At 57.8% G+C, this 21,329-nt stretch carries 19 protein-coding genes; 9 read left to right on the top strand and 10 right to left on the bottom strand.

Annotated elements, in window-relative coordinates:
* Nucleotides 1–189: 189 nt before the first annotated feature.
* From ACR0L4_RS06585 to ACR0L4_RS06560, 6 genes are read right to left on the bottom strand one after another with little or no spacing between them, the layout of a single operon-like run.
* On the bottom strand, nt 190–1,461 hold the full coding sequence (locus ACR0L4_RS06585; RefSeq protein ID WP_480511530.1) for an aspartate aminotransferase family protein: 1,272 nt from the start codon (nt 1,459–1,461) through the stop codon (nt 190–192).
* A gap of 34 nt (nt 1,462–1,495) precedes the next feature.
* On the bottom strand, nt 1,496–2,602 hold the full coding sequence (locus ACR0L4_RS06580; protein ID WP_480511528.1) for a mandelate racemase/muconate lactonizing enzyme family protein: 1,107 nt from the start codon (nt 2,600–2,602) through the stop codon (nt 1,496–1,498).
* A complete protein-coding gene (locus ACR0L4_RS06575; protein ID WP_480511526.1) occupies nt 2,599–2,883 on the bottom strand; it encodes a cupin domain-containing protein in 285 nt (94 codons plus the stop codon). Before ACR0L4_RS06575 ends, ACR0L4_RS06580 begins: the two co-directional genes overlap by 4 nt.
* Nucleotides 2,880–3,986 carry a mandelate racemase/muconate lactonizing enzyme family protein gene (locus ACR0L4_RS06570; protein WP_480511524.1) on the bottom strand — a complete coding sequence of 369 codons (1,107 nt, stop codon included), beginning with the start codon at nt 3,984–3,986 and terminating at the stop codon, nt 2,880–2,882. The genes ACR0L4_RS06575 and ACR0L4_RS06570 overlap by 4 nt, the downstream gene beginning before the upstream one ends.
* The gene (locus tag ACR0L4_RS06565; RefSeq protein ID WP_480511522.1) at nt 3,983–4,561 is read right to left on the bottom strand and encodes a dimethylsulfonioproprionate lyase family protein; all 579 of its coding nucleotides are present in this window, start codon (nt 4,559–4,561) and stop codon (nt 3,983–3,985) included. Before ACR0L4_RS06565 ends, ACR0L4_RS06570 begins: the two co-directional genes overlap by 4 nt.
* Nucleotides 4,558–5,640: an alcohol dehydrogenase family protein gene (locus ACR0L4_RS06560; protein ID WP_480511520.1), complete on the bottom strand. Its 1,083-nt coding sequence runs from the start codon at nt 5,638–5,640 to the stop codon at nt 4,558–4,560. Before ACR0L4_RS06560 ends, ACR0L4_RS06565 begins: the two co-directional genes overlap by 4 nt.
* 137 nt (nt 5,641–5,777) lie before the next feature.
* On the opposite strand from ACR0L4_RS06560, the gene ACR0L4_RS06555 reads away from it, so the two are divergent.
* The 8 genes from ACR0L4_RS06555 to ACR0L4_RS06520 all read left to right on the top strand — a co-directional run bounded on the left by ACR0L4_RS06555 (nt 5,778) and on the right by ACR0L4_RS06520 (nt 13,874).
* Complete coding sequence (locus ACR0L4_RS06555) at nt 5,778–6,665, top strand: MurR/RpiR family transcriptional regulator (protein WP_480511518.1); 888 nt, start codon at nt 5,778–5,780, stop codon at nt 6,663–6,665.
* 170 nt (nt 6,666–6,835) lie between these two features.
* A complete protein-coding gene (locus ACR0L4_RS06550) occupies nt 6,836–7,534 on the top strand; it encodes a DUF4129 domain-containing protein (RefSeq protein WP_480511516.1) in 699 nt (232 codons plus the stop codon).
* The gene (locus ACR0L4_RS06545) at nt 7,531–8,841 is read left to right on the top strand and encodes a hypothetical protein (RefSeq protein WP_480511514.1); all 1,311 of its coding nucleotides are present in this window, start codon (nt 7,531–7,533) and stop codon (nt 8,839–8,841) included. Before ACR0L4_RS06550 ends, ACR0L4_RS06545 begins: the two co-directional genes overlap by 4 nt.
* Entirely contained in the window at nt 8,831–9,787 is a 957-nt protein-coding gene (locus ACR0L4_RS06540) for an AAA family ATPase (protein WP_480511512.1), read from the top strand. The genes ACR0L4_RS06545 and ACR0L4_RS06540 overlap by 11 nt, the downstream gene beginning before the upstream one ends.
* Before the next feature lie 35 nt (nt 9,788–9,822).
* Nucleotides 9,823–11,067, top strand: coding sequence for a DUF58 domain-containing protein (locus tag ACR0L4_RS06535; protein ID WP_480511510.1), 1,245 nt, complete (start codon nt 9,823–9,825; stop codon nt 11,065–11,067).
* Nucleotides 11,067–12,062, top strand: coding sequence for a stage II sporulation protein M (locus ACR0L4_RS06530; protein ID WP_480511508.1), 996 nt, complete (start codon nt 11,067–11,069; stop codon nt 12,060–12,062). Before ACR0L4_RS06535 ends, ACR0L4_RS06530 begins: the two co-directional genes overlap by 1 nt.
* Nucleotides 12,059–12,955, top strand: coding sequence for an RDD family protein (locus ACR0L4_RS06525; RefSeq protein ID WP_170750026.1), 897 nt, complete (start codon nt 12,059–12,061; stop codon nt 12,953–12,955). The genes ACR0L4_RS06530 and ACR0L4_RS06525 overlap by 4 nt, the downstream gene beginning before the upstream one ends.
* 112 nt (nt 12,956–13,067) lie before the next feature.
* Nucleotides 13,068–13,874 (top strand): hypothetical protein, encoded by an 807-nt coding sequence (locus ACR0L4_RS06520; protein WP_170750027.1) that lies wholly within the window; start codon nt 13,068–13,070, stop codon nt 13,872–13,874.
* A 312-nt stretch (nt 13,875–14,186) separates the two neighbouring features.
* On the opposite strand, the gene ACR0L4_RS06515 is transcribed toward ACR0L4_RS06520, so the two are convergent.
* On the bottom strand, nt 14,187–14,789 hold the full coding sequence (locus tag ACR0L4_RS06515) for a TetR family transcriptional regulator C-terminal domain-containing protein (protein ID WP_170750028.1): 603 nt from the start codon (nt 14,787–14,789) through the stop codon (nt 14,187–14,189).
* A gap of 172 nt (nt 14,790–14,961) precedes the next feature.
* Here ACR0L4_RS06515 and ACR0L4_RS06510 point away from each other — a divergent pair, with 172 nt between their 5' ends.
* The gene (locus ACR0L4_RS06510; protein ID WP_480511505.1) at nt 14,962–16,416 is read left to right on the top strand and encodes an aminotransferase; all 1,455 of its coding nucleotides are present in this window, start codon (nt 14,962–14,964) and stop codon (nt 16,414–16,416) included.
* On the opposite strand, the gene ACR0L4_RS06505 is transcribed toward ACR0L4_RS06510, so the two are convergent.
* From ACR0L4_RS06505 to ACR0L4_RS06495, 3 genes are read right to left on the bottom strand one after another with little or no spacing between them, the layout of a single operon-like run.
* A complete protein-coding gene (locus tag ACR0L4_RS06505; RefSeq protein WP_170750030.1) occupies nt 16,413–17,978 on the bottom strand; it encodes a trimethylamine methyltransferase family protein in 1,566 nt (521 codons plus the stop codon). The two genes, ACR0L4_RS06510 and ACR0L4_RS06505, sit on opposite strands and share 4 nt — an antisense overlap.
* 25 nt (nt 17,979–18,003) lie before the next feature.
* A complete protein-coding gene (locus ACR0L4_RS06500) occupies nt 18,004–19,203 on the bottom strand; it encodes an aromatic ring-hydroxylating oxygenase subunit alpha (protein ID WP_480511503.1) in 1,200 nt (399 codons plus the stop codon).
* Nucleotides 19,204–19,211: 8 nt separating this feature from the next.
* A complete protein-coding gene (locus tag ACR0L4_RS06495; protein ID WP_480511502.1) occupies nt 19,212–21,278 on the bottom strand; it encodes an oxidoreductase in 2,067 nt (688 codons plus the stop codon).
* Between the last annotated feature and the right edge of the window lie 51 nt (nt 21,279–21,329).

Here is a 21,329-nt window from a genome sequence, read left to right as displayed (position 1 = left end):
TCACTGAGACGCTTGCCAAAATACGTCATCAATGTGTCATACCGGTTGCAGAACAGGATCAGTCTCGAAAGTATCGAAAAGTTTCAGATTTTTGGTTTTTTAACAAGTATTCGAGGGGGCGAGGCTGACCCCGGATTGCAATAGGTAGCGGGTCGTTGTCGGTTTCGGCAACGACCCGTTTTCGTATGATCACCCCAGAGCAGCGACCGCCTTTTTCACCGCATCCCGGGTTTGATCAAGGTCGGCTTCGGTCACTGACAGAGACGGATAAAGCTTGCCAGGGGCTTTGAACACGCCGTTTTCCCGAAGCACTGCATTGTAGAGCGCACCACGATTTGGATCGTCATGTTTGGCACTGCGGTAATCTCGGCACGCCGCGTCAGTGAAATAGATGTCGAACAGTGTCTCATCGCCGCAGACCCTGTGCGGGATACCCGCTTTGGTCAGTTCATCCACCTGCATCTGCTGCAAGGTGGCCCCTGTCTTGCGCAGCATTTCATAGGTTCCGTCGCGCCGCAGGATTTCCATGGTCTTCAGTCCGGCGACCGAGGCAACAGGGTTGCCTGACAGGGTGCCCAGTTGCATCAGCCACCCGGCTTCGCCAACCTGTGCTTTGTCGAAATGCTTCATGATCTCGGCACTGGCTCCCAGAGCCGCCAGTGGGAAACCACCGCCGGTAATTTTGCCCAGCGTACAGATATCAGGGGTCACACCATACCGTTCCTGACCTCCGCCATACGCCAGACGAAATCCTGTGACGATCTCGTCAAAGATTAAAAGCACGCTGTGTTTGGTGCACAGATCCCGCAGGCCTTGCAGGTACCCGGGCTGCGGCGGAATGATCCGCTGCAAGGGCTCGACCATGATCGCAGCGACGTCGCCATGTTCGTTCAGCAGGTTCTCAACCGCCTCAAGATCGTTGAATGGCGCGATCAGCATCTGTTCAGCGACACCAACCGGGATACCTGCGCTATCCGGGACGGCTTGCGGGAAATTCACCTCGCGGCTGGGGGCCAGGCTCATCTGCGCCTCGGCGCTCATCCCGTGATAGCCGCCTTCGAATTTCAGGATTTTGTCACGGCCTGTATAAGCGCGGGCCAGCCGGATCGCATACATATCCGCCTCGCCGCCTGAGGCGACAAAACGGATCTGCTCGCAGCACGGCACCGCATCTACAATGGCCTCGGCCAATTCCACGCCTTTGCTGTTGTTGGCAAAGTACGTCATGCCCTTGGGCAGCTGCTCGAGCACGGCCTCCATGACTTCGGGATGGCCATGGCCCAGCAACATCGGGCCCGATCCGATCAGGTAGTCAATGTATTCGTTGCCGTCTTCGTCCCAGACGCGGCTGCCTTCCCCGCGGGAGATCATGATGCCAGGGTCGAAATTGCCAAATCCACCTGCGGGCAGGACGGCCTTGGCGCGGTCGATCCATTCGGATTGAGAGTTGATCTTCAGCATATCAGGCAATCTCCATCGTCAAGAAATTCAGAGGCTATCCATAAGTTGCGACCGGATGACCCAGCGCGTCTTCGTCTGGATACACACCAAGGCCCGGAGCCTCGGGCAGGTGCAGATGTCCATCGGCATTGCGGGGACCGCGCCCGCCAGCAATATCGACTGTGATCATGTCCTGACAGGCCCAGACGGCGTGGCACTTGTCATCCGGGATGGTTGCGGCCAGATGCAGCGCTTCGGTGTCAGCCAGGACCGTCCCGCCGGTGGCCATCACGAACATGTCGATTCCATGAGCTAGCGCGATATCCCGCATCCTGGCGGCTTTTGTCAGCCCGCCCACGCGGTTCAGCTTGATCCCGAAAATCTCGGCAATACCGTCGCGCGCAATCCGGGTCGCATCTTGCAGGGTGACAAGGCTTTCGTCCACCGAAACCGGCGCGGCATGCCGACTTGAGAGTGCGGCAATATCATCCAGTGACTCGCACGGCTGCTCGAACATGACATTCAGATCTTCGCAAGCGCTCATTACCCGCAGGGCCTGTTGCCGGGTCCACCCCCGATTGACGTCATAGAGAACGATTTCGCCGGGCATCCGTATACTTTCCACATCCCGAACACGGGCAATGTCGCGTTCGACATTGCCGCCGATTTTCACTGAATGTGCAACGTAGCCCCTGCTGCGATAGCGCTCCATCACCTCGCGGGTTTCTTCGATGGTTTTCGCCCCCACCGACGAGGCGATAGGGCGCGGGGTTCGTGACCCTCCGCCCATCAGGTCGGCAATGGGCAATCCTGCGGCCTGACCCGCAATGTCCCAGCAGGCCATATCAATCGGGCTTTTGGCATACAGGTGTCCCGGCAGCGCAAGGTCCATCGCCCGTTCCACGTCCAGCACCTTGCGCGGATCAATGCCCAGAATGAACGGCGCAACCGTCTCAATCCCTGCGCGGATACCCGGCCCATGCGCGGGCACATAGGTGTGACCCCAAGGCGTTCCCTCACCCCAGCCAACCAGACCGGCATCGGTTTCGATCTTCACAATCGTCGCATCAAGCGTTTCGAATTTCAGCCGTCCACCGGACAGCCAATAAGGATGCTCCAGAGGCAGATCGACATGATAGACTGTCAGCCGGGTAATCTTCATTTCAGTTCCACTTCGACGAAGGACATCGGCGCATCGCCGGCATTGATCACGTTGTGTTCAACGCCTTCGTCACGTCGATAAGACGTGCCTGCCGGAACCGCTACGTCGTTGACCGTTCCGTCCGGCAACTCAAGGCGCATCTGGCAGTCGGTAACAGCCGTGATGACGTAATCCATCGAATGACGATGCCATCCGGTTTCAGCGCCCGGGGCAAAGTCAAAACGCGTCACCCGTACACGGGCGTCGTCGATCATCTGGGTTGCTGTGGCCTGCTGTCTCATAGGCGAAACTCCTGAATTGGTGCGCCCAGGCTCTCGAAATCCGGGGTCACCCCCAGTCCGGGCGTGTCAGGCGCATAAAGCTTGCCGTCCTGCGACACCGGACCGCCGATTCCTGTTGACCGCGTATTGTAATTCATCAGATCGGTGGTGTTCTGTAGATATTCAGTCGGGGTCGACGCCGCGAAATGCGCAACAACCGACGTCACAATCTCACCGCCCCAGGTATCCTCGCTGACTACGGGAATGCGGTTGTCGACAAGGTAGTCACGTACCCGCCGCGCCTTGCTGATACCGCCGAGATTCGAGATTTTCAGGCAGCAGATCTCGGCTCCACGATCCGCAACGATCCGCTGAGCCATGTGGATGCCGGTAACACATTCATCCAGCTTCATCGGCTGCTCGGCCACACGACGGACCTGCTGGCACTCTTCATAGGTGCGGCAAGGCTGTTCCAGAATGAAATCCAGATCGCGCGTGGCACGCGCCACCCGGATCGCATTGTCGACGCGCCATCCCTGATTGGCATCCGCCATGGCTTTCTCGCCGGGCTCCAACAAAGGAACCGTGGTCCGGATCCGTTCAATATCGGTAGACCAGTCGCCACCGACCTTGACCTGAAACTGACGATAGCCCCGCGCGCGGTAGGTATTCATTTCGGCCACAGTCTCCTCCACCGTCTTTTGGGGAGCGACCCGGTACATCGGCGCGCCATCGGTCAGCTTGCCGCCCAACAGCATCCACAGCGGCTGGTCGCAGGCTTTGCCCAAGATGTCCCAACATGCGGCATCAAATGGCGCCTTGGCATATCCATGCCCTTGCACCAGTTGATCCATCAGTTGTTCGATCCGCGCGACCTGCCGCGGGTCTTCACCCAACAGGTTCGGAGCGATCAACCGCGCCAGGGCCACAACTCCTTCGGAATGGGCGACCATATAGTTTTCACCACAGGGCGTGAACTCACCACAGCCTTGCAGACCTGCGTCAGTATCGATGACCACGACCGAAGCGATGGCCGTCTCGATAGCGTTGCCAGCCCCCCAGACATAGGCACCGCCAACATAGGGCAGCCCGGTCTGATATACGCGAATACGGGTGATTTTCATGCCGCATCCATTCTGGGCAGATCATCCAATCCCTCGCCCCGCCACAGGACAAAAGTCAGGATCGGTTGATCCTCGGTCGTCATCGCATGGCTTTGCCAACTGGAATGCAGGCGCGTTTCATCCGGACCAACAACAGCTTCATCGCCTTCGACCCTGAACACTGCACCCCCTGCCAAGGTCAGATAGATTTCTTCGGCTTGATGGCTGTGCCAGTCGTAGGTCAGACCTGCGCCCCAAAACGCGATGTACCCTCGCAACTGGGTCGAGTGAAAATGACCGGTTGGACCAAACAGTTCATAGTAGCCATACCGGTTGAGAAAATCCGCGCCGACTTCTTGCTCGGTGTATGTCTGTTTCCAATGAGCCAGATGGGTCGTTGCCTTGATGGCGTTGGTCAGCTGCTGAGTCAGGGCGGTCCCTGGACGGTCAAAACCTCTGACCAAGCCTGTCGCCGGGATGTCGTTCGGCTCTGACACAGTGGCTGACAGGTCGGTTGGCCAAGCGCCAAAGGCCGATAGATCGGGGTGAACCTGATGCAATTGCCGCGCGGCCTTCAATACATCCTCAAGCGTCATGGGATCACCACGATATTCCCGGTGTGCTGCTTGGCAATGAATGCAGCTTGCGCCTCGCGCAACTCTTCAAGCGGATAGGTGGCGGCAAGGGCAGGTTTGATTTCACCCGCTTCGATGTATTTGACGAGGTTTTGCATTACCTGCGGATCAATCACCGTAGAGCCTGTGAAGGTCAGGTCGCGCAGATAGAACGTGCGCAGGTCAAACTCGACCATTGGCCCGGCGATGGCACCGGAACAGGTATAACGCCCGCCGCGCTCAAGAGCGTCTATCAGGTGCGCCCAATACGGGCCACCGACCACATCAGCGACCACAGTGATCTTTTCATCGCCCAGAGCTGCCCGCAGGTTGTCCGGCGCGCGCGGCAGGATTCTGTCCGGGCCAAGTTCGGCCACATCGGCATGTTTCGCCTCGGACGCCAACGCGATTACCCGCGCGCCGCGCCGCTTGGCCAGCTGCACCAAGGCCCCGCCCACACCGCCTGATGCTCCGGGCACCAAAACCGTGTCCTTGCCGGTCACTTGGGCGCGGGTCAGCATCCCTTCGGCGGTCGAATATGAACAGGAGAAGGTCGCAAGTTCCGCATCCGTCAGGCCCGAGTTGATCGGGACGGCATTGACCGCGAGCGTTGTGGCAAATTCAGCAAAACCGCCATCGCGTTCCGAACCGTAATAGCCGGTCTTGTCCATGTTCTCAGGATCGCTGGGATCACGAAGCCAGCCATCGGTTATGACACGTTGTCCGATGCGCGCGATATCCATGCCTTCACCGACTGCAACGATCTCACCGCAGATATCCGCCCCCTGGATGCGTGGGAAAGTGATCGGTGCGCCGCCCCAGGTCGGATCGTCCTCACCTACGTCTTCGAACGCCCCCCCGGTGGTCGCGTCTGTAACTGTCTTGGAATACCAGCCCGACCGCGTGTTCACATCCGTGTTGTTCAGACCGCACGCCGAAACCTTGATCAAGACTTCGCCAGCCGCTGGCTCGGGCCGCGGCCAGTTCTCGTGCAGAACCATTTGCTCCAACCCGCCATGACCCATGGTCACCATGGCTTTCATCGTGTCAGGCAGACCCATGTTTTAGTCTCCACAAATGTGCCGCGGGGCGGCAATGGTGTTTCGGCGCAACGAACCGTCTGTTCCTACTCGCAATGCCGCGCCAAACGTGCGAATCTGCTCGACACGCTAATTTCACGCATGTACCATCGTCAACCATGAATGACACAAATGTATCATCAATCGTCCTCGACCGCCTGACTGAAGAGTGGGAGGCCCTGACACCAGAAGCCCAGAAGGCCGCGCGCTATGTGCTGGAACACCCGACCGAAGTCGGTGTTTCAACCGTTCGTGAGATTGCCGAAGCAGCAAATGTCAAACCGAACACATTCGTGCGCATGGCCCGGCAGGTTGGCTTTGATGGGTATGAAGACTTTCGCGCGCCATTCCGGCAAGCCATCCGGCAAGGACCAGTCTCGTTCCCGGATCGCGCGCGCTGGTTGCAGGATATCGGTAAGTCCGGCGCGTTCGGCGGGCTTTATGCCGAAATGATCGGGGCAGCGATACGCAATATCGAGGAAACCTTTGCCGGCATCGATGCCGCAAGGTTGCAATCGGCGGCCGAGGATATCTGGAACTGTCGCCAGATCTTTACGCTGGGTGTCGGGGCCAACCACTCGAACGCGCGCAACTTTACCTATCTTGCATCAACCGGGATGAAACAGTTTCACGCCATTCCGCGTCCCGGATCGACCCCGGTGGACGATCTGGCCTGGGCGGACGAACAGGATGTGCTGATCGCCATCACCTGCCACCCCTATCGGACCGAAGTGATCGAGGCGATCAAACTGGCGCGCCAACAGGGCCTGACGGTTATCGGCATCTCGGACAGTCCAGCCAGCCCGGTGATCCTGAACGCACAGCACGGCTTTGTCGTGGCGGCGGATACGCCACAGTTCTTCCCGTCCTCTGTCTCGACCATGGCGTTGCTGGAAACGCTGCTGTCCTTCGTGATTGCCGTCTCCAGCGACGAAATCGTCGAGCGGGTGGCCCGTTTCCACCAGCGCAGACACCAGCTGGGTCTGTATGCGGAAGAACCTGAATAGGATCAGTCGCTCATTCTTTGATTTCATGCCCGGAACCGTCATGAAATCGCCACAAGCACAGGACAGACAAATGTCAGGTGGCCCGTGTTGGTGATGCCCACCGCGCGATCAACGCGCGGGACCCATTCTGCAGATTGCATGCATAGCGAGAGTGAACTAACGATACCCCAATGCGTTTTCTGCCGATCCTGATTTTGTTTTTGCTGTCCTGCGGTCCCACCTTGGTCAATGCGCAGGAAAAAGCACTTTCCGAGGACGAGCTTAGCGCCTCGGGACAAGAGTACCTGAAAGCCATCCGATATCGCGGCATTGATGCGGAAGTGGTGTATTTCGACCCGACCCGTCCCGCGCCTGCCCTGGACACCAATCTCTCACCACAATCCGAACAGCAACAGCAGACGATATCAGCAGACAACCGCCGGATTTTTGGAGTTGTTGCTGCGATTGTTCTGGCTCTGCTGGTGTGGATTCTGTACCTGAGCGTTGGTCGCACATCGGTTTCGTTTCGGTCAGGCACTGACAATGCAAAACGCGCCGAACAGCGGTCCGCGACCAGTTCCGGCATCGAAGAGGAACTGCCCGATCTCGAAGGCATCCTGCGGCACGGCGATCACAATCAGGCCGTCGTTGGATTGGCTCAACTGGTGCTGACCCGATGTCTTGCGGCAAACGAGGTCCTTTTCAAACGCAGCTGGACGCATCGCGAGGCGCTGCGGAGCCTGCCGCAAAACCTGTGGTATATCGCTGATCTTCGGGCACTGGTGCTGGAGAGTGAACGGGTAAATTTCGGCCATCGATCCATCAGCGGTACGGACTTTGACACTCTGCTGGCCCGCATCCGTCCCATTCTGCGCGAGGTACGCGCATGACGGATACGACTGATATTACGGCCTCTGGCCGGGTCCGGGTGGACTGGATCATCTTTGGCGTCATGGGGGCGCTGTGTATCGGCATTTTCCTCTATGTTATGGCCGGTCGCCAATATGCCCTGCGCGACTCGTCGACAGGGTTCGACGGGCTGGAGCTTTGGCTGCGGGATCAGGGTCACGCGGTGCAAAGCTTTACCGGGGGCTGGCCACTGGATCGCAGCAGCATTGGTCTGTTGGTCCAGCCCATCTATGACACCCATCCCGACACGGACCGCAAACGCGCGCAGACGAAAGAGGAGCTTTTGCTGCAAACGGATGAGTTCGATCAAAGTCTGGGCGTGATCCTGGAAAAAGCTCGATCGACGCCCAGTCTTGTCATCCTGCCGAAATGGCGTTCAGGTTTGCGTCTGACCGGACTTGGTCATCCCATACTGCTTGCACCTGAACCGGATATCGAGGCGCTGCTGCAAGAGTTGACCGGTGCGGATGTCGGAACCATCCGTTCGGCGCGCGTCCCGTTTACAGATTTCCCCACATCAACCCAAGAGAACCTGACCGCACGGCTTTACGCCGCGCAGGTCTTTGATGGCAACAACTGCAAGGCGCTGTTGGGCCGTCGCGGCGCTATGGTCTTAGGCCTGTGTCCACTACCCGGAGATGGCGTGCAACAGCAGGTCTACATTCTGTCCGACCCTGATCTGTTGAACAATCACGGGTTGGTACTGGGTGACAATGCCCGGATTGCGGCGCAGCTTTTGCCCGAGATTGCTGGCGAAGAGCGGATCATCATCGACTACAGCGACCGGAACTGGCTGACCGACCCGCAACAGCAGGTCACCCGCGAACGCACCTGGGACGATCTGAAACGTTTGTTCGAACCGCCGTTCCTGATCCTTTGGATCGGTGCAGGGCTTGTGCTGGTCCTCGCGGTTTGGCGCGGTGGTGTGCGCAATGGGCCGGTCGCCGACCTGACCCTTGGACTAGGCTCGGGCAAACGCACCGCCAATCGGGTCCGGGCCCGGTTGATGCGCATGACGGATCAGGATGGTGCGTTGCTGTCGGATTTCATCGACACCCGCCTGCACGCGCGCGCGGCGGCCGTGTTCGGCACGTTCAATGCCCTGCGCGGTACGCCCGAAGATGCCTATCTCACCTACATCCGCGCCAGAAAACCGGCCCTGACTGCCCGACTGGAAGACCTGATTGCCTCTATCCGGGCCCTGCCCCCCCATCTGGGCCCCAAAGACGCCATTCCCTATGTAGACCAATTTGAGTTGATACTGGAGCAACTTGCCGATGACGCTTGATGAATTATTCGCCCATGCCGAAAGCCTCAGGGCCGAGATCGGCAAAGTTGTGCTAGGCCAACAGGAGGCCGTCGATCTGCTGCTGACGGCGCTGTTCGCGCGGGGTCACGTTCTGCTCGAAGGACCGCCGGGGACGGCCAAGACGCTGCTGGCGCGCAGCTTTGCCGGCGCGCTGAACCTGAACTTCGGGCGCATTCAGTTTACCCCTGACCTGATGCCAGGCGACGTTCTGGGCACATCGATCTACAACTTCCAGACCAGTGAATTTGTGCTGACCAAAGGTCCGGTCTTCAGCCAGATCCTGCTGGCGGATGAGATCAACCGCGCCCCACCAAAAACACAAGCCGCGCTGCTGCAGGCGATGAACGAACGCATGGTGACCATCGACGGCACCGACCACGCGCTGGGGTCCGAATTCATCGTGGTCGCCACGCAGAACCCAATTGAACAGCAAGGCACCTACCCGCTGCCCGAAGCGCAGCTGGACCGCTTTCTGTTCAAAGTGAACCTGAGTTTCCCGCCAGAGGATGTCGAACTGTCGATACTGCGCCAACACGCCAATGAACCGCTGGATTTCCTTGGCGCAATGCACAAGGTCCGCCCTCTGCTGGATGCCTCAACAATGACGGCAGCGCGTCAGTTGATTGATGAGATCGTATTGGATGACAACATTCTGGCCTATATTCTAAGGCTGGTCCGCGCGACGCGTGAAAGCGCGGATATCGCCTTTGGCGCCTCAACCCGCGCCGCAGACGCAATTGCCGGAGCCACCCGCGCGACAGCCGCGTTGAACGGACGCGATTTCGCAATTCCCGACGATGTCAAAACCCTGATCATCCACGCGCTGCAACATCGTATCGTGCTGTCCCCTTCAGCCGAGATTGAGGGACGCGGCCCACGGCAGGTGCTGGAGAACATCCTCAACCAGATCGAGGCCCCCCGCTGATCCGTCCCTCGCGCATATTGCTGGTGGCGGGTTGCGTGGCCCTTGGCCTGTCGCTTTTGGCCGTCATTCTGGGCGATGCAACCCGCGCCGTCGCGGGGGTGCCTTGGGGCGTGTTGGGTGTGCTGGCCATTTGCGACCTCTTGTTGTCCTGGCCGCGGCGACGTGCTGTCTCGGTTGAACCACTCAGTGATGTTTTTGTGGGCGAGCAGGGCGAGATCGCCCTTGTTGTCACACCCGCAACATCTGACATGACCGGGAAACTGCACTGGCCCGACGGCCTCGACGGTCCGGCCTATTTCGACCTGTCCGACGGTGTGGCCAACATTTCGTTTCGCGCAATCCGCCGGGGGACATGGCGCCTCTCGCATCTGTGGCTCAGCTGGTCCTCGCGTTTCAAACTGTTCGAATTCGTCCCGAAAATCACCTTTGGCCTTGAGTTGGCTGTTGTCCCAAACATCCGCCGGGTGCAATCGGGTGAGATTTCGACAACGGTTCAATCCCGCCTGTTCGGCGTAAAGGAAAACCGCGCCATCGGTGAGGGCACCGAGTTTCACCAATTGCGCGATTTCGTACCCGGCATGGATGCGAACTCGATCGACTGGAAGCGGTCGGCGCGGCACCGATCCCTTGTCGCAAAAGAGGTCCGGGCCGAGCGCAATCACCATGTGATCATAGCTTTGGACAACGGCTACCAGATGCGCGAGGAAATCGCGGGCCTGCCAAAGATCGACCACGCCATTACCGCAGCACTTGCCACCGCGTGGGCCGCAGCCATCGGTGGGGATCTGGTCGGACTCTACGCCTATGACGCCAAGCCGCGCATGTTCCTACCCCCCGAACCGGGCCGCGCAGCGTTCACTCGACTTCGCAGCCGCACGGCCGAGCTGCAATATGAAAGCGTTGAGACCAACCACACCCTCGCTATGACCGAGCTGAACGGGCGCACGCCAAAACGCAGCCTGATCATCGTGTTTTCGGATTTCGTCGACACGACCTCGGCCGAGTTGATGGTGGAAAACATAAACGCTTTGGCGAAACGGCACCTGATCGTCTTTGTCACTCTGCGCGATCCAATCCTCGAAGCTCGGGTCAACACCGCACCCCGGGATATGAACGAGGTGGCCGAGACCGTCTCAACCGGGCAGCTTCTGCGCGAACGCCGCCTCGTGCTGGAACGGTTGCAACAGATCGGCGTGACCGTGATTGATGCCGAACCGGGCGAGATTTCGACGCGGTTGATCTCGACCTATCTGGAAATCAAAGCGCGAGAGATGATCTGATGTCTGAAGCTGACCTGATCCGCTCGGCCCGGTTCCGGCAGGAACGCGAAGGCGACTGGCGTCGCCTGTCCGATCTGGTCGACAAGGCCGAAGGTCAGGGCCTGCACCGCATGAGCTTTCAAGAGGCGCGCGATCTGGCCGACCTCTACCGGCAGGCCACCACGTCGCTATCCATCGCGCGTGAGATCTCACTTGATCGTGGGTTGCTGGAGTATCTTGAGGCCCTGACCAGCCGCGCTTATCTGAGCGTCTACGCCCCGCAACAACGTATGGGCGGGATCATCCGCAAATTCCTGACCAGCGGCGGGCCGCAAGCGATGCGGGCCTCGTGGCGGGTGACGGTGTTGGGATTTCTGTGCATGGCGGCAGGCGCAATCGCAGGGTATTTCTTCTACTTCGACAATCCCGAGTGGTTCTTTGTTTTCATGCCCACAGAACTTGCAGGAGGCAGAGGCCCGGATGCCAGCACCGACTATCTGCGCTCGGTGATCTATGGCGAAGAGGACGGGTCAGGCCTGGGGGCCTTTGCTACTTACCTGTTCTCGCACAATACACGTATCGCCATCTTCGTCTTTGGGTTGGGGGCGTTTCTCTGTGCGCCGACAGTTCTTCTGCTATTCTACAACGGCCTGATTCTGGGCGTATTTTACGCCCTGCACATTGATCGCGGGCTGGGCTGGGACCTGTTCGGCTGGCTGTCGATCCATGGCGTCACCGAGCTGTCGGCGATCTGTATCGCTGGCGCGGGTGGACTGAAGCTGGGCCTTGCGGTGTTGTTCCCCGGGCAGCACACCCGCCGCATGGCGCTGCGGGCCGCCGGGCACGATGCTGTGAAGCTGGCGCTGATCGCCGCGATGATGCTGGTCATGGCGGCCCTTCTGGAAGGGTTCGGGCGGCAATTGATTCAGGATCGCTCGACACGCATCGCCATTGGCTGGGGGATCGGTGCTTTGTGGTTGCTCTGGTTCTGTCTGGGCGGGAGAAAACGGTCATGACGCGCCCCAGACTGGATCGGCTGCTGCCACCCGAAGGCGTGCCCCTCTATTTTCGCGTCGCTGGTGTAGGTGTTCGCATGGCCGCGCAATTCGCCGATATTCTCATCACCGGGGTCGGCGCGGTTGCGTTGTTCATACTGGCACTGAGCATGAATGTCGTCCCGCCTGAGGCTGCGGTTGCCATAGGTGCGATGCTGTTTTTTGTTATTCGCATCCCCTACTACGCGGCTTTGGAACTGATTTGGAACGGGCAAACCATCGGCAAGCGCATGATGAAGATCAAAGTCGTGGCAGCCGACGGGCAGGCGCTGACAACGCAATCCCTGGTGGTGCGCAACCTGATGAAAGAGGCCGAGATTTTCCTGCCCGGCACCCTGGTGCTAACGCTGAATGCCGAAGCTCTTGTGCCCTCTTTGATGGCTCTGGCCTGGATTCTTGGCGTGGTCGCCGTGCCCGTGTTCAACCGCCGAAGTCAAAGGCTGGGCGATATCATCGCAGGCACTTATGTGATCCATCTGCCAAAACCGATCCTGATGCCGGATATGTCCAAAGCCATTCAACCCGCTACGGCCAGCCAACCGGGGTTCCAGTTTCTAACCCACCAACTAGAGCACTACGGAGCATTCGAGTTGCAAACGCTCGAAGGTTTTTTGCGCGGCGCGGGGCGCGCGGCCGGACCTGAGGCGCATAAGCGAAACAAAGAAACGATGGCTGCGATTGTCGAACAGGTCCGGCGTAAAATCGACTATGCCGAGGCCGTGCGCCCCGAAGACCGGCTGGCCTTTCTAGAGGCGTTTTACAAAGCCCAACGCGCATTTCTGGAACAACGGCAGTTGTTTGGTGACAAGCGCGCGGACAAGTTCCATCGCGCAGCGGGTGATGAGGGACCGTAAGGCTGTTGCAGATTTGCCCAAGCGCCCGGTAGAAAGTCGACTTCCGTCTTGTGGATGATCCCATCCTCAAGGCTCTATCAAAATCAGAAACTAAATTGGTTTGGAACTACAGATGACAGATACATTCAATCCCGGGCAGCCAGACGCACATGTTCCTTTCGGTGCAGGCAATGTAGTCGGAGAGACGTTTTCGATCTTCTTCAGAAAGATCCATCTTGTCCTGCTTCTGGGCTTTGTCCCGGCCCTGATCGAAGTCATTGTGAACAACTATGCCGTGACCCAGCCTATCGAGGATATTGCGACCGAGAATTTTGATGGCGCCGCCTTCGCAACCAGCTTCGCTGTTTCATTTGTTGTATCTCTGGTGGCCGTAGCAATTACGACCGCCATGATGATCCAGCTTGCCTATGATGCGAAATTGGAGCGGCCAGCACGGATTGGCAGCTATTTTTCAGCAGCCATAAAAAATCTGCCCGCCATTGCTGTTCTCTCGGTCATAACGACTATTCTGTACATTTTGGGTGCCATTTTGTTCATCCTCCCTGGCATTTGGATTTATGCGGTCTTCTCGGTCGTCGTCCCGGCCATCGTGATTGATGGAGCAGGATTCCGAGCCATGGGGCGCAGTGCCTATCTGACCAAAAACTACCGCTGGCCCATCATTGGTACGCTGACCCTTGTGATCTTGTGTATTTTCCTGGTCGCCTTTGTCATCGGGTTCGTTCTGGCAGCCTTGTTTGGCGTCTTCTCGGATCAATCAAGCACCATAGGGACACTCGGCCCATGGATTTTCGTCGAGGCCGCGATCAGCGCAATTTCCTATGGCTGGCTCAGCATTGCTGTCGCTCTGATTTTTGCCCGGCTGAAAGAGATCAAGGAAGGCGTAAGTGTCTCGGATCTGATCGACGTTTTCAAATGAATGCTATTGCCGCAGTCCTACCACGGGCTGCGGTGACTACATTGCAGTCAAGATCCGTTCTTGTGATGCTGAAAAGCGTCGCACGTACGCTTTTCGAACGGCATGACCCAACGACGCTGTGTGCAAAGCAGTCCACCTATTAAAGGACCTGAGAGCCACGACCGTCCTTGTTACGTACGCCGACTCCGGCATTCTTGTCGTGAACGCGATCAAGTTCGGTGGATATGCTGACGCTTGTGATTGGAACTTTTCTGATCCAAGGCGACGGGCGAGAGACATTGACCAATTCGATGATAATCGGCGCAGTGCCATTCACCGTCTGAGTGACCGGGCGCCAAAGTGTCTGGGAAACATCGACTGCAATACAAACAGGCAGACCTTCAAGGCTTCGTCAGGTTGGAAGATATCTGAATGCAAATGAAAGTCAGTCCAGAGCCCTTCCAGCAAGGCTATCAAAGCGTCGGTTGCGAGTTTGGCGTCGGCGTCTTCATAACCACCTTCGTTCTTTATTTGCTCTAGCAAGTCCAGGATCATCGCTCGGAACCCTTTGTCTCGTGAGTCGATGAAAGGAAGTATGTCCGGATTCGAGAGCGCCTCTGCCCGAAACGAAAACCAGATCGCCACGTCCCGCGCATTCAGGACAAAGGGGTCAAAATCCGCCTTTAGGATACCGATCAACTTGTCCGCAGGACCCAAACCGGGATCACCAGCGATTGCCATCCACTGCCCTGTATAGCGCGCCGAAAGATCCTCGGCGACGGCGAGCAGCAGCTTCTCCTTGGAGCGAAAGTGCAGGTTCACCATTCCCCGCGACAATCCCGACAATTCCTGGATTCTTGCCGAGGTCGTGCCGCGAATTCCGTATCTATGGATGGCGTCCGCAGCCGCTTGGATCAACTGCTTTCGGTTCCGCAACTTGCTCAGGTCCCGAGCATTGCTTGGGGTATCGGGCTCGAGAGTAATCTTATCTGTCCTTCGCTGGGGCGCTCGCTCTTAGTCTTCTCGCATCTGGCAGAGCCAGAGTTCAAGGATTGACATATAATGAATGATTGTTCATTTTGTGATATATATTACATAAAGGTGCGGCATGACCCTTTTCAATTCGGACTTTCAGCCCATACGAGACTGGGACAACGACCACTTTCTGCACCCTTGGGAAGGGATGTCGTACCTGGGCCAAAATGAACGAACCTTTGCCGAAAGTGGTCTTGGCGTTCACGTTGTGACCGAAGATGGAAAACGTCTCATAGACGGACCTGCCGGGATGTGGTGCGTGCAATTGGGGTATGGAAACACCGAAATTGCCGATGCGATGGCCCGGCAGGCGAAGGAAATGGCGTATTTTTCGCCCTTCAACAATGCCAACTCAGCTCCGGCCCGGTTGGCCCATGAAATCGCCAAGAGGACGCCGGGCGACTTGAACCATGTGTTCTTCACAACCGGTGGTTCAACGGCTGTGGACAGCGCTTTGCGTTTTGTGCAGTTCCGCAACAACCTGCTGGGTCAACCTGAAAAGAAGATCGTGATATCGCGGCAGAAAGCCTATCATGGATCGACCTATCTGGCGGCCTCAGTGTCCGGAAAAGAGCGTGACAAAGGGTGGCTTGACCAAGCCTCTCACCTCACGCGCTTTCTGCCGAATGTGAACCCGTATACGCGTCGTCCGGGCCAAACAATCGCTGACTTTCTGAACGAAAAGGTTTCCGATCTTGAGAACATGATCCTGCAGACCGGGGCAGACAAGGTCGCGGCTTTCATCGCTGAACCAATCCTGTGTTCCGGTGGAGTCATCGTGCCTCCGCAGGGGTATCACCAGCGCTGCCTGGAAATCTGCAGGAAGTACGATGTCCTGTATATTTCAGACGAGGTCGTAACCGGGTTTGGACGGCTTGGTCACTGGTTTGCGTCCAAAGAGGTCTTCGAAATTCAACCTGATATCATCACCTGTGCCAAAGGTATGACATCCGGGTATGTCCCCATGGGGGCGTGCATCATCTCTGATCGGTTGATCGAGGATGTAAGCGGTGACAATGCGCAGGACGCAACTTTTTCCAATGGCTTCACGTATTCCGGCCACCCGGTAAGTGCGGCGGCGGGTCTGAAAACGATTGAGATCATGGAACGCGACGGTGTTCTGGAACATGTACGCGCGATCACGCCTCTGTTCAAAGCGCGTCTTCAGGCTTTGGCAGACCTGCCGCTCGTCGGGGATGCGCGTGGTATGGGGTTGGTGGGCTGTGTCGAATGCGTTGCCAACGCCAATGCCGAAAACGCATTGGATCTGGATAAATCAGTAGGTGCGTTGATCGACAAGCATTGTCAGGAGAACGGGCTGATCCTGCGGCCAATCATCAACATGTGTGTGTTCTCCCCTCCGCTGATCATCACGGAAGGTGAGTTGAACCAGATGTTCGACATCCTTGAAAAAGGAATCCGGCTGGCAACCGAAGACTTGACCCGCCAGGGTGCGTTCGGGGCCCAGGTAGTGCAACCGCGCGGAATTGTGGACCTGCAAGCTGCGATGCCTTCCGCGCCCACTTAGCCCCGCATTGCTTCAGGTGGCAATTTGATCGGAAATTTGGACCGCACCTCTTCATCGATTTTGCTGCCAAAGTAGTTCGGGTAGTGATTGGACAGAATGTCGTCCACAACGGACCGGCTTCGTTCAAACATGTCCTGACGGCCTGCCTTCTCCCATGTGTCGGTCAGCTCGCGGTCCATCAGGGTCGGATAGACATATTCGGTTTCCATAAACTGCAAGGTCTGTGGGTTGCCGAGAAAGTGGCCCGGGTCGATAGCACATTCATGGATGACATCGACCGACAGCGTGTCGTCGCTCACCTCGATCCCCCGCAGCGTTCGGGAAATCATCCCCGCAGCCTCATTGTCGATGACCATGGACTCGAAACTGCACCCCATCAGACTGCCCAGCATTCCGCCAAATTCGCAGAGCCGGTTGGCCCCGGCATGGGCCGCCAAAGCAAAGGTCAGGGCCTTTTCCAGACCGTATTGCGCATCAGGGATCTTGGAATCCGTCATGCCGCACCCGACGCTGGTTGGCAGGTTGTAGAAATTGCCCATCTGGATCGCCGCTGCAGAGATCAACGCCTGCTCACCACTGCCACCCGTAAACGATCCGGTGCGCAGATCGGTGATGAAAGGCCAAGCTGCAAACACCACCGGAGTCCCCGGATTGATCAGGTTGGCGATGGCGACACAGGACAGGGTCTCGGCGACCGCCTGCGCCAGCGTTCCGGCCAAGGGTGCAGGTGATGTCGCCCCGGCTTGTGGGGGAACGGCAAGATCGCAAACGAGACCCAGTTTCGCAGTATCAATCAGGATTTCCAGATTCTCCTGCCCAAACCGAAGTGGCGAAACGATGGGGCAGCCTCCAAAGATGACCGAAGGCTTTTCAAGGAACTTACCCTCTCCACCCGATGCCAGATCGAACAGATGGAGCGCATCCTGAATATGCTCGCGTGTGCGGAAGGTCAGACACGATGGTTTCTCACTACCCGCCAGAATGGCGTAGAGCATGTTCATGTCATGCTCGTAGTCTTGCGGGACATCCGTTGCCAGAACCGTGTCGCCCGTCATGTGAATATTGTCGAGCCGGTCAACCAGACGGGTGAAATCGTAGATGTCCTTGAGCGTTGACGGGCGGTAGCTGCGCGTTTCCGCGTCAAACGTGGTCACCGCCGTGCCAGAATTCGCGTAGTACACCTTGTCCTTGGTGCAGTGCATGTCGTCCTTACCGGCCCGCGAACCGCGTGCGTGGACATAGAATTCGCTGGCTGCCTGGGCCAACAGGTCCTCCATCAGGGCACGGGGAAAGCACAGCCTGCCGTGCTCATTCACCGTCGCCCCCTTGGGCAACACGAGATCAAGAACTTCCTGCGTTGGGTCTCCGATCCCTGTGCGCTCCAGAATGGCAAGGGCAGCTTGATGAATGCGCGACATATCCGCGTCTGACAAAGGCTTGTATCGTCCACCCGGAATGCCGGGCCAGATTGCCTGCGATGCGGCATTGCTGGTGCGTACGGCCGCGCGTGCTTCGCGCCCGCCCCCGCGCCGTCTTGATCTGCGCTGCGTTAGCTCTGTCATGTGTAGTCTCCGAATACTGAGCGTGTCAGATCATGCTGAAGTAGTTGCGATAAAAGCCCGGAATGCTCCATTCCATTTCGGACAGCGGACCCGGAACAAAGTGGTGCGAGTTCACGCCTTCCTGGTTGTGGCGGATGATCCGTTCATCATCCAGTGAGGTGACATGCCACAGCCATGTCAGAGCATCCCTATCGTAGTCGCGCCCCTCTTCAGCGTCGCCGCGGACATACCAAACAATCTGAATATCCGTTTCTTGCAGGGCACGTGGGACGAACCGATACCCGACCATGTGATCTGCGTACACGAGGAAGTAGTTCAGCGTCCCGACACCCAGATCGGTAGCGCCGCCATCGTGGGATTTCAATTCGCCCAAAGGCGGCGCCATGGGTGCACCGTCCTTGCTGCCAGTCAAATAGCCGGGGAACAGCGGGTAGCGCCGCCAATAGACATCCGCACCCGGCGCAACCGCGTTTTCTCCGGTCAGGTCCAGCTCTTCAACAGGAACTCCGGCTTCTGCCATCCGTTCGCGCAAAGCTCCACTGAACTCCAGAACCTGATCGGGGTCTTTCAGCGAGTGGCTGCGCGAATAGTCCTGATGAGACGGCGCGCAATGATAGCACTCCAGATAATTCTCCAGGGCCAGTTTCCAATTTGCCGGAACCGGATATGAGGCCTCGTGGGCGACTTTTATGTTTTCAAAGTCGAAGGGCTTTGAAAGCGGGGCCAATCGGTCCAATGCTGCTTCCAGCGGCGGGGCGTCTTCAGCTGTGCACACAAAAATCAGACCTTGGAAAATCTTCACCTGGACCGGGAACAACCCGTATTGGCCGGGATCAAATTCCGGCCCCATTGACCGCCCGTTTCGCAACCTGCCGTTCAGGTCAAAGGTCCACGCGTGGTAGGGACAGATGAAATTGCGCGCCTTGCCTTTCCGTTCAATGCACACTCGCGATCCCCGGTGGCGACAAACGTTCAGATGCGCACGTATTTCACCCTCGCGATCCCGAACGATGATCACGGACTCGGGTCCGTAGTCAAACAGGAAATAGTCTCCGGGTTCGGCGACCTGGCTGACGTGGCCGACCCAGATCCAGCTCTGGTTCCAGAACGTATTGATATCGTTCTCGTATACAGCCTGAGAGGTATAGAAATGACGCGGCAGGGCAAACCCTTCCCGCTGCGCCTTCATCAAGTCGCGCATTACTTGCAAGTCATCTTGTGGCATAGCACACCTCATGCTGTGTCAAGGGAAACGATTTCCCGGCGGAAAAGTTCACGGTCGATGTCACCCGCATCGCTTTCGAAATTCCGGGCAGCCATGTGACCCGAATAGACAGCGTCGGCAATCAAGCCGGGGTTGGCCGCATCTCCGATCAGGTCCAGCTTTGTCAGCGGGCTATCGGCCAGGCTTCGAAGCTCGTCATACAGGCTGGTCTTGCGCGCGCGCTGCGTCACCAGGACGACTGAGCCACATTCGATGACCTGCTCTCGCGCCGTATAGGCGCATTGCACTTTCACTTGACCGGGCACCACGCTGTCCAATGTATGGGATAAAACCAACTGAACGCCGCTATCCAGCAGTCTGCGTTGTACTTTGATCTGTTCCAATGTCAGTTCAGTAAACGGCGAAACCATCGAGGCCGGGGTCACAAACACAACTTCTCGCCCGGTCTGAGCCAGATGATCGGCCAGTACGCCGCCGAGATAGGCTTGATCATCATCGTAGACCAAAACGGGACCGTCCCCCGGCAATTCACCGGACATGATGTCGTCCGGGGTGAAAACCTGAGAACCTGAGCCTATCGATACCCCGTGGAATGCCGATTTCCCGCGCCCATCTCGCCGCCATGATGCGCCGGTTGCCAGAAAGACATTTGGAATGCCCAACTCGACAACCTCATTTGCTGACAAGGGGCTGTCGGTGAACAGTTGAACGTTCCCGCGTTGCTGCAGGTCATAAACCCTGTGGTCTGTCACACGTTTCCAAGCGGTCAGACCTCTCAGTCCGGATTCCAGCAACACGCGGCCACCAAGCTCCTGCTTGGCTTCGGCCAGAGTTACCTCATAGCCGCGGCGTGCCAGTTGCATGGCGCATTCAAGCCCGGCGGGTCCGCTGCCCACAACCAACGCGGCTTGTTCCTTTCCCCTGCCCTCGATGATTTCGGGATGCCATTTCCGGCGCCACTCTTCACCCATTGTCGGGTTTTGCGTGCACCGAATAGGAACACCCAGAGAATCCGAAGAAACGCAGATGTTGCAGCCGATACACTCGCGAATTTCTTCGATGCGGCCTTCCTTGATTTTGTTTGGAAGAAACGGATCGGCAATGGATGGTCGTGCCGCGCCGATAAAATCAAGAATGCCCTTCCTGATCAGCGACGCCATCAAATCCGGCGACGTCAGCCGACCGACGCCCACAACAGGTTTGGACGTGACCTGTTTGACAAACTCGACATATGAGGTTTGAAACCCATCGCGGGGTTCAAAGCGGGTTGTGGCAGAATCATTGCTCCAATCCGCGACGTTGACGTCCCAAAGATCGGGCAGCTCGGCCAGCAGCTCGACGACAGCGCGGCCTTCTTCCTGCGCCTGCATCCCGTCGGAACCCAGCAGTTCATCAACCGCAAAACGAAGCGCGATCGCGCAATCGTCGCCGACTTCTTCTTTGGTTTCTTCCAAAAGCTCGCGGGTCAGGCGCACCCGGTTCTCCAACGATCCGCCGTATTCATCCATCCGATCGTTGAACTGTGGCAGCAGAAAATGATGCGGCAAAGTCATATGGTGACCGGCATAGACATACACGATGTCAAAGCCTGCTTCACGCGCGCGCCGCGCCGCCGCGCGATGCCACTTGCGGAAGTCGCGAATGTCTGACTTGTCCATTGCCCGGGCCTGTTTGGGATAGGCGGTTTGCAGGGCAAGCTCTGACGGGGCCAGCAGAGGCGCTCGGGTCAGGTGATTTTGCGCATGGTGACCGTTGTGCGCCAGCTGGATTGCCGCAAGCGATCCCTTGTCATGGACTGCATTGGTTATCAGACGCAGTGCCGGAATATCCCGATCATCCCAAATCCGGTTCTCAGAGAATGGCGACAGATCCGAAGTTGGATGAATCTCGGCCTCTTGGGTGGATACCACAGACCAGCCGCCCTCGGCCTTCATCGCCCGCATGGCGGCTTCGGCCTGCGGTCTTAGATGCCCCAGACCATTGCAGTGGGGCACCTGATAAAACCGGTTTCGGGCCGTCACTGGCCCGATCTGAACCGGTTCGAAGAGAACAGAGTATCCGTCAGCGCCTGACATTGCCGCGCTTCCTCCAGAAAATTGGAAATGGGTCGGTGCGAGTGGCGGAGC

The organism is Ruegeria sp. AB5, assembly GCF_056542645.1.
This window is presented reverse-complemented; position numbering and strand designations above follow the sequence as displayed.